The 12784-nt window shown below is 38.1% G+C and carries 9 protein-coding genes; 3 read left to right on the forward strand and 6 right to left on the reverse strand.

Annotation, left to right across the window (positions count from 1 at the left end):
* Nucleotides 1–34: 34 nt before the first annotated feature.
* Together lipA and lpdA are read right to left on the reverse strand one after the other, a co-directional pair.
* Nucleotides 35–928 (reverse strand): lipoyl synthase, encoded by an 894-nt coding sequence (gene lipA / locus RSA43_03760; GenBank protein MEG2496396.1) that lies wholly within the window; start codon nucleotides 926–928, stop codon nucleotides 35–37.
* Complete coding sequence (gene lpdA / locus RSA43_03765) at nucleotides 925–2316, reverse strand: dihydrolipoyl dehydrogenase (protein MEG2496397.1); 1392 nt, start codon at nucleotides 2314–2316, stop codon at nucleotides 925–927. Before lpdA ends, lipA begins: the two co-directional genes overlap by 4 nt.
* Before the next feature lie 247 nt (nucleotides 2317–2563).
* Here lpdA and RSA43_03770 point away from each other — a divergent pair, with 247 nt between their 5' ends.
* Complete coding sequence (locus RSA43_03770; GenBank protein MEG2496398.1) at nucleotides 2564–3103, forward strand: hypothetical protein; 540 nt, start codon at nucleotides 2564–2566, stop codon at nucleotides 3101–3103.
* 30 nt (nucleotides 3104–3133) lie between these two features.
* Here the strand turns inward: RSA43_03770 and RSA43_03775 are convergent, their stop codons facing one another.
* The 4 genes from RSA43_03775 to mnmE all read right to left on the reverse strand — a co-directional run bounded on the left by RSA43_03775 (nucleotide 3134) and on the right by mnmE (nucleotide 10143).
* Nucleotides 3134–6664, reverse strand: a complete 3531-nt coding sequence (locus RSA43_03775; protein MEG2496399.1) for a DEAD/DEAH box helicase — start codon at nucleotides 6662–6664, stop codon at nucleotides 3134–3136.
* Between the two features lie 33 nt (nucleotides 6665–6697).
* On the reverse strand, nucleotides 6698–7930 hold the full coding sequence (locus RSA43_03780) for a branched-chain amino acid transport system II carrier protein (protein MEG2496400.1): 1233 nt from the start codon (nucleotides 7928–7930) through the stop codon (nucleotides 6698–6700).
* A gap of 144 nt (nucleotides 7931–8074) precedes the next feature.
* Complete coding sequence (nth, locus tag RSA43_03785; protein MEG2496401.1) at nucleotides 8075–8707, reverse strand: endonuclease III; 633 nt, start codon at nucleotides 8705–8707, stop codon at nucleotides 8075–8077.
* A gap of 86 nt (nucleotides 8708–8793) precedes the next feature.
* Complete coding sequence (gene mnmE / locus RSA43_03790; protein ID MEG2496402.1) at nucleotides 8794–10143, reverse strand: tRNA uridine-5-carboxymethylaminomethyl(34) synthesis GTPase MnmE; 1350 nt, start codon at nucleotides 10141–10143, stop codon at nucleotides 8794–8796.
* 197 nt (nucleotides 10144–10340) lie between these two features.
* Here mnmE and asd point away from each other — a divergent pair, with 197 nt between their 5' ends.
* Nucleotides 10341–11249, forward strand: coding sequence for an archaetidylserine decarboxylase (asd, locus tag RSA43_03795; GenBank protein MEG2496403.1), 909 nt, complete (start codon nucleotides 10341–10343; stop codon nucleotides 11247–11249).
* 57 nt (nucleotides 11250–11306) lie between these two features.
* Nucleotides 11307–12653, forward strand: coding sequence for a tetratricopeptide repeat protein (locus RSA43_03800; protein MEG2496404.1), 1347 nt, complete (start codon nucleotides 11307–11309; stop codon nucleotides 12651–12653).
* Nucleotides 12654–12784: the final 131 nt, after the last annotated feature.

Consider the following 12784-nt stretch of genomic DNA (forward strand, 5'->3'; position numbering starts at 1 on the left):
TAATTTGTTACGAACGGAAGAGATTTTATAAAAGTTATCGTTGGCGGATTAGGTTAATAATTTCGGCCGCATTATAGCTTGAACGAATGAAAGGTCCTGAGTAAATGAACAAACCGATAGATTCTCCATATGATTGATAATAAGAAAAGGTTTCGGGGAGAACATATTCCTTAACGGCAAGTTTTTTTTTGCCGGGACGTAGATATTGACCGATTGTTACTATAGTAACACCTGCGTTTTTGAGATGATCCAGAGTTTGTTTGACTTCAATCTCTTTTTCGCCGAGTCCTACCATAATCCCCGATTTTATACCCATGGAAACATTTGCCTTAGCTGCTAAGGATAATACATTCAGGGACCGTTTATAGGTGGCTTTATGCCTGACTAACGGAGACAATCTTTCCACCGTCTCAAGATTATGATTGAAAATTTCAGGTGCAGCTCTCAATAAGATTTTCAAAGATTCGTCATTTCCTTGAAAATCCGAAGATAGTGTTTCTACCGTTGTTTTTGGTGATCGACAGCGAATTTTGTGAATGATTTCCGATAGGTGCGTGGCTCCGCCGTCAAGTAAATCATCTCTGGAAACCATAGTGATGACGGTATGACGTAGCTTTAATTGTACCACGGAATCGGCTATTCGATCGCATTCTCCAGAGTCCGGAAGAGGAGGAGTTAATGAATGATCGATATCGCAAAACCCGCATCGACGCGTACACACACTGCCCAAAGCGAGATAGGTAGCGGTATGTTGAGACCAGCATTCCGTTTTATTAGGACACAAAGCCTCTTCACAGACTGTATGTAATCGTTCAATTTTTAAATTATGCGCAGTAGAAGATAAAGCACGTCCTTTAGGTAACGTTTTCCTTAACCAAGAAGGAAGGCGTTTGTTTTTTGAACTCTCTGCTTGAACTGCACTATTCATGATTTATTTTTCGGAATGTGAAGAGGTTGTTCATCGGCTAAAAGAGCCGCTTCTGCCCATATCTCCGAAAGAGTGGGATGAGGATGGATGGTCTCATAAACACACGGCAGGGTGAGCTCGTTTTTAATGGCAAGAGCCATTTCTCCTATTAGAGACGAAGCATGCGGTCCTGCCACACAGGCACCTAATATTTGTTTGCTTTCGCTATCGCTTATAATGGTAGCAAATCCTTCAGACTCTTCAATAGCCAAAGCTTTGCCTAAAGCCCGAAAAGGAAAAGTGGATTTTTTAACGGAAAGACCTTGTTCCAGGGCCTTTTCAAAAGATAGCCCTACCGAAGCGACCTCAGGAGATGTAAAAATTACGCTAGGAACAACCGAATAATCCATTTTCATGGGGTGACCTAATATTTGTTCAACCGCAACGATTCCTTGGTGTGAGGCAACGTGAGCCAGTAACCATTTTCCGGTTATGTCTCCTATAGCATAAATATTGGGTACGTTCGTTTGCATACAGTCGTCCGTCAGAATAAAACCGCGTTCATCCGTGATCACTCCGGTTTTTTCCAGTCCTAAATCTTGCGTATTGGGGACTCTGCCGATGGCAATCAATGCCTTGCTGAATGACTCCGTTTGATCGTTTTCAAAAACGACCGTTACTTGATTTTCATCTTCCGTCAATGAAGTTATACGAGCATTGGTCAAAATCGAAATGCCTTCCTTTTTAAAGCTGTTGCTTATGAAAGAAGAAAGCTCTTTATTCTCGATTGCTAAAATTCTAGGAAGTGCTTCTACAATCGTAACTTGAGTTCCGAGGGCTGAAAATAAAGAGGCAAATTCGCAACCGATTACTCCTCCTCCGATGATAACCATGGATTTCGGTAGTGAAGACAAGTTCAGAATTCCGGTTGAATCGATAATGTTTTTACCTAGAGAAATACCAGGCAAAAGTTTGGGTTCGGATCCAGTTGCAAGAATGATATTCTTTGCTTTAAGCGTACATGCGTCGTTTCCGAGAATCTTGATTTCGTTATCGGAATCCAGCTTGGCTCTTCCGTTAAAACACTGTATTTTGTTGTGTTTAATCAGATTTTCGAGACCTTTTCTCAATCCGGAAACTACGTTCGATTTACGATTCATCATTGAAGCGAAATCAAATGAATAATTATCGACTTGAATGCCGTATTTGTCTGCATATTTGATTTTTTTTAAAAGAGAGGTTCCTGCAATAAGTGCTTTTGAGGGAATACAGCCTCTGTTCAAACAAGTACCGCCCGTTTCAAAACTTTCTATAAGGGCCGTTTTAAGATTTTTTTGAGCTGCTCGTAAAGCGGCGACGTAACCACCAGGGCCACTTCCGATTACTACACAATCGAATTCATCGTTCATACAAGAAGTTGCTCCGCTATTTATCGATTTGTCTCTTGTCTGTTGGGCTGGTGAACTTACGTTCGATCATACAATCGAATGCATCGATATAGGATTCACCACTTAAAATTTAATACATTTTTCAAACAAACTCAATATTTTCCAAAATTTTTTAAAGTTTGTTTTCTTTTTATTTTCTTGTCAGGCTTTTTCAAAGATTTATTGATTGATTTTTTCGATGTATGGACTATAATCCCCTCTGAGGGAGGTGAGTCCTATTGCCTGGGATGTTTGGGCGGATGAGGTTCCGAGAAATTCGATAACTCCTGGAGAGGCTATGCATATATCGAAAGAATCCGGTAGCCGGATGTGTTGGCATTGTGAGGGATACGTTGCTGTGCATTTATCGCAATGTCCTTATTGCCAAGCCTTTTTACAAGAGCCGACTTATGGATGTGGTTTCAATAAATCCGAAGATTCCCGGAATGAAGGGATCTCCGAACCTTTCGCGATTCCGTCTCACTGGAGTAATTCCTTGGAAGATTTTAAATCCGAGGAGTCTGCTGTGAACGGAGTTCCTTTCGTTTCAAAAGAATCCTTGTTATTAGCTCTTCTTTTTTTCGGTATGGGGATGGTAACTTTCGGTTTATTCGTAACTTTATTTGGAGGATCCGACGGTTTGACTTTGACATGGAGTCGCAGCCGTGCGTTCTATTGTATTCTTATTGGGATTCCTTTAATATACAAGGGCGTGAAAACTCGAACTGATTGCGGAAAAACAACTCCGATCGATGGTTTGGAGCCGTGAAATCCGTATTTTTCGAAATTTGATATCGAGTTATTTATCTTCTTTATAAGAGAGTAAAGTTATTAGATCGTCTCTATTTAGCATATGGATGACGTTTGCATCGGCGTCTGGGATAAAATCTCTGAAGAGTTCCAGTTTTCTTTGAATAAGTGAATCTATACGTTCTTCAACCGTATTTTTTGCAATTAATTTATAGATGAAGACCGTATTTTTTTGGCCGATTCGATGTACACGGTCAAGAGCTTGGTTTTCTTTAGCCGGATTCCACCAACGGTCGTACATTATAACAGTACTTCCGGCAGTCAGATTGATACCCACTCCAGAGGCTAATAGTGACCCCATGAAAATTTTACAATCGGGATTGATTCGAAATCGTTCGATTTCTTCTTTACGGTTTCTGGTTTTGCCTTGAATCGATGCGTAAGAAATACCGATTTCTTCGAAATACAACTTAAATATTTCGAGCATGGCAAGATATTGAGAAAAAATGACGATCTTTTTATTTTCATTTAAAGCTTGATGTAAAACATCTACAAAAAGATCCCATTTACCGGATGCATGTTTTTTATACTCACCAGGTGTTTTAAGATAAACGGCAGGATGATCGCAGATTTGTTTTAACTGATTGAGTATTGAAAATATATGGAAATAAGGAAGAACCGTATTGGGTTCCGACAGATCTTGCAATAACGCATCTCTTTTACGATCCAATAAACCTGAGTAAAGTTGTTTTTGTTCCGAAGATAAGTTAAACGGATAGGTAATGTTCACCTTATCGGGTAAATTGGGTAACACCTGTTTTTTGGTTCTTTTAAGAATGAAAGGTCTCGTGATTTTTATGAGCTCGTCTTTCTGTTTCGGCGAGTCTTTAAATTGTTTGAGAAAAAATTCCTTAAAAATGGGATCGGGGATATAGCCGGGCAGAATAATTTCCAACAGATTTTTAAATTCATATAAATTGTTTTCAATAGGAGTTCCTGTTAAGCCGAGCTTCATGTGAGCATTTATACGAGCTAATATTTTATGAATTTGACTGTTTTTATTTTTGGCGATTTGGATTTCATCGAACACGGCAATATTCGGAGATCTCTGATTAAGAAAAGCGACATGATTACGTCTCAGAGTTCCGTAAGAAGTAATAACGATGTCGGCAGTCGAGATTGTCCTTATGTGTTTGGTATTACAGAATATCGTTAACGATAAAGTAGGTAGGTATTCCTTAATGACACTTTCCCAATGGGAAACGACGCTGGTTGGGCAAGCTATTAAAAAATAAATAGGCTTATTCTCTTGTTTAAGTGTTCGAGCTGCCAGATCCAATAAAGCTACGGATTGATGAGTTTTACCTAACCCCATTTCATCGCATAACATTCCGGATAATCCGTGTTTATAGAGAAACCATAACCAGAGTAACCCGTTTTTTTGATAAGGTCTTAGGTGATGTTTGACACAAGATAGATTAACGTCCTCGGGGAGACAAAAATCCTTTAATTGTTGATAAATCTCTTTATTTTGAGGCGAGATAGCGATATCCGAAGCAAGTGAAGTCGGAATGAGAGCGTCTAATTTCAAAAAATCCGTAATGGACAAAAAACAAGATTCGTTATTTTCATGAGAACTTTCTCCCATATTCAAACTCTTTAGAATATAGAAAGGTTCTTCCTGAAGATTGAGAAATCCCGCATTTGAAAATAAGAAGAGTTTTTTCTTTTTCAATTTGTTAACGATTTCTTTAAAAGAAATGCTTCCGAGATCAGTCTTAAAGGTAAAATTGGTTTTAATGTATCCCGGATGCTTTTCCCATTGATTAATCACCAGTGAATGATGCTTCGGTTTTTTCAAATAAACGTCATCGGATTCAAGATGATCTTGAATGAAAGGAAGAGACAAGAACTCAGGGGTGTTGGTGTAATCGATTTTCCCTTCTCGGACAGATAAACAAAGGATTTTTAATTGTTCCGGGATTTTATGAAACCCATGATCTTCAATATACATATAATCGCGGAATAAAGTGAGTGCCGCATTAGCAATAAAAGTTTTTACGGATAAATATTTATTTCGATCATCACGTTTTATTTTTAGGTGAACGTCGTTGACGGAAATTTTTTGATCGAAAAAAAAACCGGAAATTTTTTTTAACTCCGTTTCGTTTTCCGCAATAAAATCATCCAACTGTTCTGGTTCTATAATCAGACCGCTTTGAATACGTGAAAGATTCAAGTCGTTTCGAAAGAATCCTTTTTCGGGATAAAATGTCCATTTGCCGAATACATAATTTGGATCGGATAAGCTTGGTTCTCGACTATGAAAAAATATTTGCCTTAAAGGTGAAACTCCGAATTCAAGCTCTTGGGGTGCGGAAGAATTGAAAATTTTAAGATCCAACAGAGCATCGGAAGATGTATAGTTATCCAAAAAATCTTCCATTCGATCTTTATTTATAAATAAAGATTCGGGTTTTTGTCCGAAGGTGCTTTTGAGTTTATAAAAACCTTTATTTTCAATATAAGCCAGTCTGTCGTTAATCGAAAAACCCTTTTCCGTTAAATCTCTTGGGGTAAAAAGATAGGGAATTCCATGAAAAGTCGTATTTTTAGAGATCAATATTTCGTAATGCACCGGAACCGCTTCCTTAAAGAAAGGAATATGTTCCGATAAAAATTTTTTAAATTCCGGCGATGATTTTTCAATGTCTTCGCAAGAGATTGAATACTCTTGCTTTATGGGAAGCAGGATCATGCCTCCGGACAGGTATCGTAAATCCCCTAACGGTTTGACCGAATCTTCTGAAAAGAATGCAGGCACGGGCTTGGTTTCCCAAGAATATATGAGGTCCTGAGATGATAGGTCAATCCGAGCCGCTTTCATTTTCAGTTTTTTGGGAAAGATCTCGAGATTTGTAGAAATTTTTTCAAGGTGAGGGGCAAAAACGGATAAAAAATCGGAAGATGAAATGCAAAGATCAACGGTATAATTAGTCGACTCGGCTTTTACGATTAGAGGCAATCCCGTTTCATCTTCCCTAAATTCAAATATCCATTTTTCAAAGAACATTAATTGGAACAATAATAACAACTCGTTTGTTGAAGTAGGGTTTTGTATGGATAGAATAAGTCGATTATATGAGTCGTTGTTTTTAGCTTTTATCGCAAAATGGTGTGTGGGGGTTTTTCCGGTGATCTTTAGGGATTCGTTGGCTAAGGATGATGATTGAATGTCTCCCTTGAATATAGACGCAAGAGCGGTCCAAAGCGATTGTTTGAATTGTACGGGAAGAGTAGGTTTTTGTTCCGGATGCATAATGAAATTTGCGGTTGCCAGATGTTCACAACATTCTCCGTCCGGACAACTGCAAAATGCTTCAATCAGATCTTCCCCGGATTCATCGAATTTCAGAACGCATTTCCAATGACCTTCAGGTGCTTCGTCGGAAGGAATTTTCAAAGTATATACGGGATGATTTTCAAACGAAATCCCTAAGAACAAACTGTCGTCAAGTATCGAACGAGCCCTATGTTTTGCTTGAGGAAAACCGGAGATGAGTTTCTTAAAATTAGACATATCCACTCCCGAAACCCAAAAGGTTAGAATGTTTTAAAAAAATAATTTTGTGCAAATAGAAATTAATAAAATGCCATAAAAAAACATGTAGGAATATTTGAAATTGAACAATTTATGTAAAATATTTCCTATGGTTAACCCGATAAGAGCCGGATAACAGAGGCTTAGTAAGGGCCCGATCAAGCGGCAAATATTCTCGAAATTCAAAACGGAGATCAAAAAAGACGGGATTAATGTAAGAACCAACGTTGCATGATAAGATACGTTTCTTTTGGCAAAGACGGTCGTTTGTAAAAATCGGGAAAAAATTCCGGCTAATGCGATTTCTGTGGTTAAACAGGCTGCAAATACTCCTACTCCAGTGATCAATCCGTTTTTTCCTAGGGTAAGTTTAGACAAAGCTCCTAAAATTCCGCTCGGTGCAACGTCTTGTATGGCATAAGCATGTTTGGCGGCTATAGTCGTGAAGCTGAAATAGATCACGGCCAAAAGTGTGATCGTGACTAAACTGCCTTTCATTAAAAGTATCGTCGTACGCTTCCCAATCGGTAGATCCGACGTGCCTTTTAAAGGTGTATCGCTTTGGTTAGCTATCTGTCTTAAAGAGGTCAAAACTATTGAGCAAAAGAAAAAAGAAGCAATAAGATCCATTGTATTGAAACCTACACGGATTCCGTCATAGAACGAAAGAGACGCTGCCGGAGGCACAATGGTAACCGAAGGGTTGGTACTTTTCAAAATAAAGCCTTTCAACAACATCCAAGCAAGAGAACCTAGCATAATCGGAGTGAAAAAATAACCCAACCACTGAAGTAATTTACTCAATTTCCACGAGAAAGCAAAAATTAAGAGACAACAGATAAAACTGAATAAAGGTAACGAGAGCCCTAGATCGGCATTAAGACTGACCAAAGTTGAGTGTGATACGGCAATAGCCCGGGGAATTCCGGCTAGAGGTCCGATAAGTAACAAAATCAATATGATTAAGCCGTACCCCGGAATTTTTCCTATTTCGAAAAAAAATTTTTTATAATCACCGGAATATAAAATGATACCTAATAATCCCAAAAAGGGGACCAGCACGGCCGTAACAATAATGCCGCAAGCCGCTGCTATGGGATGAAAGTGATTCTGAACTCCCAAAATAAGTGGAAAAATAGTATTTCCTGCTCCAAAGAACATGGCGAAAATAGAGCCGCCAATAGACCAAAAAGAAGCAACTTTATCTAAAGGGAGATTCCCCCGTTTCTTTTTTATGTTTGTCATGAACCGAAATCTCACGGATTTTACTTAAGGAAACGGAAACGGATTCCAACTCCCAATCTCAAGACAATTAATTTTGAAATCCTTCCGACGAGGAATTATAACAGTTTGGCTAGGGCAATGCAATATCTTTGAAACACCGCCGATTTATTGAAAATCATTGATTTTTCTACAAATTATACAGCAACTTAATTTATGTCCTCTGGCCGGACAAAATAATCTTCCGTAATAAATTAATCGCAAATGTAATTTGATAAAATCATGTCCTAAGAAAAATGCAGTAAGATCCCTTTCCACTTTCAAAGGGGATTTATGAAGAGACAATCCCCATCTTTGTGCCAAACGTATTATATGAGTGTCTATAGGGAACCCTTGTTGGTCGAACCATTGAGCTAGAGTAACAAGAGCCGTTTTTCTTCCGACTCCCGGAAGTGCCGTTAAATCCTCTAATTTATCGGGTATATCTGAGGTATTTGATTCACTTAAGATTCGGGAAATTATGGATATAAAAGTTGCTTTTCTTTCGGAGAGCCCGCACGGTTTTATAATTTTTGCGATATCGGATACGGTAAGACGAGCAAGAGCATGGGCATCGGGTGCTTTTTCAAAAAGATGAGGAGTCACTTTATTAACGATTTTATCGGAAGAGTTTCCGGATAATAAAACGGCAATGAGTAGTTGAAAACCGTTAGTATAAGTTAAAGAAGGTTTCGGACTCGGAAAAAGTTTTTCTAAAGTGTTCAGAATAAATAGTTTTTTATCAAAACAAGATGAGTTCACGGTTCTCTTTGAGTGAAATGAATTTTAAAAAAGCCATATTTTGATTTTTTTCCTCCGTATATTCCCAAAGGACGGTTCAGGACTTTTTATTTTCCGATACAAAATTGCCCGAAAACTTCATTGAGAACATCTTCGTTTAAGGAAAATCCGGACAAAAGTCCCGTTTCTTCTATAGCCTCTCGTAGATCGGCTGCAAGGCATTCAGGGAAGAAAGGATGCTCGATATCCTTTCGGATTTCGTTAAGAGTTCGTTGAATGTTCATCAGGTTATTAAATTGCCTTTGGGTGATTAAAAAAACGTCCTCCTTGGAATTTTCGGAATTTTCCAGATATTTATAGATGATTTTTTTTAATTCTCCGATTCCTTGTCCGGTTTTCGTAGAAACATACGCTTTTTCTCCGAGCCAAAAATCCGTACATTGAAGTGATTTCAAATCTATTTTGTTAATAATGAGAATAGTGTTATGAGGAAAAATGTTTTTTGGAGGAGCTTTTGAATGTGCGGTATTATCTATTACCCACAAATTTAAAGAAACGTTGAGTAATAGATTTTCCGTTCTTCGAATGCCTTCTTTTTCGATAGGATGGTCTGTGTCTCTAAGACCTGCCGTATCGATCAATTTAAACAGTTTACCGTATAAAACGAATTCCTCTTTTACGAAATCTCTGGTGGTTCCCGGAATTTCAGAAACGATAGCCGCATCCTTATCCGTTAAAGCATTGAGAAGAGAAGATTTTCCTACATTAGGATCTCCGACGATAGCGATTTCGGTTCCCGAAAGAATACGGCGACCTTCGTCATAGCTTGCCAAAAGAGAATTTACTTCTTCGGATGCTTGATTGATAAAAGGATTGAGTTGTTGCGATAAATCGATCGAGTCCAAATCTTCAGGAAAATCCAAATAAGCTTCGATCAAGGCCAAAGAAGAAATGAGATGATTTTTTATCCGATTGATCTTTTCGGATAATTTACCGGATAGTTCTCTTTGAGCGATTGAAAAAGCGGTTTCATTTCTTGCCGAAATGATTTTTTGCACGGCCTCAGCCTGTATGAGATCCATTTTACCATTTATAAATGCTCTAAAAGTAAATTCTCCCTGGAGAGCCGGCCTAGCACCCAGAGTGTACAAAGTATCTAAAATACTGGTGGGAGCAAAAAAACCGCCGTGACAATGAATTTCAACGACGTCTTCTCCCGTATAGGAGCGAGGGGCTTTCATTACGATTAATAGGCATTGATCGATTTTTTTCTTATCGATCGTCAGAGCATAGCCTAAATGGACCGTATGAGACTCATATGAAGTCACGGATCCCGAAAACATCTCGTTAGCTATACTTATTGCTTTAAGCCCGGATAACCGTATAATGGAGACCGAGTTTTCTCCGGGAGATGTAGCCATGGCCGCTATTGTGTCATGGTTATTTGTATAAGACATCAATCATTGGATTGTAAAAACGGTACGACTCGTGACAGTTTATTTAGTTTTGTCTATTGATTCAATAATTAATTTTTTTTGTTATTTTATAACATCCGAATAAATGATTATTTATAGTGTGTTTAATTTTTTTAAGATAAGAGTATCTTTTTGATTGTAGCTTCAAGCAAAAAAGATCGGAGAGAGGCAGGAGTTTGGTGAAAAAGGACGATATCGTATACTACGTAGACCGGTTAACCGGGCAGAAAAAAATAGAACAAGTCGTAGGGGCTAAACTTGTACATTTTTTTTCCCAACCCGGTTGGAGACGCAAGTGCGTTGAGTTTGCTTGCCGATATTCCATTTTTTCTTTTCTATACGGTCTATGGCAGAAAATGCCCTGGACAAAAAAAAATATATTGTCATTCGCTTTAAGATTCGGCATTAAGCTGGAAGAATGCGAAAAATCCATAGATGAATTCACATCAGTAAATGATTTTTTTACGCGTACCTTGCGTCCTGAAAGTCGTCCGATAGTTCAAGATAAAAATGTTTGTATTATCCCTGCCGATGCCCGGTATTCCGTTTGTCCCGTTATTAGAGCCTCAAAAATGTTTTTTATAAAAGGTCAAGAGTTTTTTCTCGGAGCTTTTTTGGAAAACGATAAGCTGGCAGAACGGTATGATGGGGGTAGTTTAGTTGTTGCTCGATTGGCCCCGGTTGATTATCATAGATTTCATTTTCCTTGCGATTGTATTCCCGATAAGCCTCGCGTCATTAACGGAAAGTTATTATCCGTCCATCCTTTGAGTTTGAATATCAGATCTTATTTTTCCGAAAATAAAAGAATTGTTACGAAATTAAAAACGGAAACATTCGGTGACGTTTTGTTTGTTGAAATAGGTGCTTTGAACGTCGGATCAATTAAACAAACTTTTATACCTGGGCAATTTTATAAAAAAGGAGAGGAGAAGGGTTACTTTGCATTAGGAGCTTCTGCTATAGCCATGGTTTTTGAGAAGGATCGAATAATTTTTGATGAAGATTTAACTTTTTTTTCGAAAATTGAAGTGGAAGCATTATGTTTTTTCGGCCAATCTTTGGGATGTTCCGATAAAACGCTCTAAAGAGCAAAATATTTTTATTAGGTGTTCCGGAAGTGTGATTGAGGCGGTCGATTTCTTGTGTTTATTCCGATAGTTTCTTTTTTAGGACTTTGTTTTACAATAGCTTTCGTTTATCGAAGGTACTCTAAAGTTTCGTCTCATACCGTTTTTCATAAAATTCTACGCGAAGTTAAATTGAGTCTTTCTCAAGAAGAGTGGTCGATTGCCGAAAAAAAATTAGAACCTCTCTTAAATTTTAAGCCGCAATCTGCTGAAGTCGTTTTGTTGCAAAGTCATATTTTAAGAAAGACTTTTCGTTTTAAAGAAGCTTATGTATTGCTGAGCGATTGGACCTTTGGTAAATCCGATTTTACACTAGTCTGTTTGGAACGTGCGCGCATTTTTTATGGGTTGGAAAAATTCGAGCAGTCCGTTACTTTTTATGAAAAAGCCAGACTGACTTATTTGGAGGCCGTCGATACGGTAGAGACGGATCTTTTCTTTTATCTTGATGCTTTGATTAAGATTGGTCGTTATTCGAAAGCTCTCGAAATCTTGGATAAGCTATCGTTTGAGTCGCAAAATCGCAAACTCAGAATTTTAACCGGGGATTTAAGATTCCGTTTTAAAAGATATCAGGAAGCTATTTCGTGTTATGAGAGTTGTATTATTAAGGAATATTTTGATGCAGAGATTTGTTTATTAAAGAAATTAGGGCATGCTTACCGTTTAACGAAAAATTATTCGAAAGCAAGAATGATATTCAATATTCTGATAAGGAGAGATGAGGGAGACGAAGGAAGTCGCTTAAGTTTGGGATTATGTGAATATTACGAAGATCATTACAGAAAAGCACTTTTAATTTTTCAGTCAGGAAATTTATGGTCTTTGGGACATCCGATTCTAATGAAGTATGGGGGAAATGCCGCGCAGAAAATACATGATTACCCTTTGGCCGAATATTGTTATGGAGTGGCATTCGATAAAGGAGATTTTGACTTGTTTTCCGAGCAAGATCTTGTGTCTTTCGGTGTTGTTTTGGAAAAACGAGGACGATATAGAAAAGCCGAAGAAGTTTATCGGGAAACCGTTAAACGCTTTCCGGGAAGTTATGACGGTTGCCTGGCTTTAGCCAGAATGTTCGGATTCGGAATCGGTTTTTCCATTCTTCCTGAAGAAGGTTTGCGATTTGCCGGATATATTGTCGAGTTGCGGCAAGATGAATATGCTCTTGAGATATTGAGTGCTTGTAAGGCAAGAATAGGCGATTTTTCACAGGCCTATAAACTTCAGCGTCTTTTGCGCTATTTTGATACTTCCCGGGAGAAAAAACAAAGGCGATATAGAATTTTACGTCATTTGAGAAATCAAATTCCTTTGGATGAAAATCATCTGCCGGATCTCCGATTACTAACGGCTGCTTAATATGAAAAATTTTAATTAAAGGTGTGATCTCTTATCAGGAGATTTGTTTTAATTTTGTTTTGAGCTATCATGGGGAACCAATGTAATTTATGACCGGAAAGCTTGTTCTTTTGGCCGTTACAGAGAATCTT

Source organism: Victivallaceae bacterium, from assembly GCA_036659455.1.
Lineage (GTDB): Bacteria > Chlamydiota > Chlamydiia > Chlamydiales > Chlamydiaceae > JAVXCN01.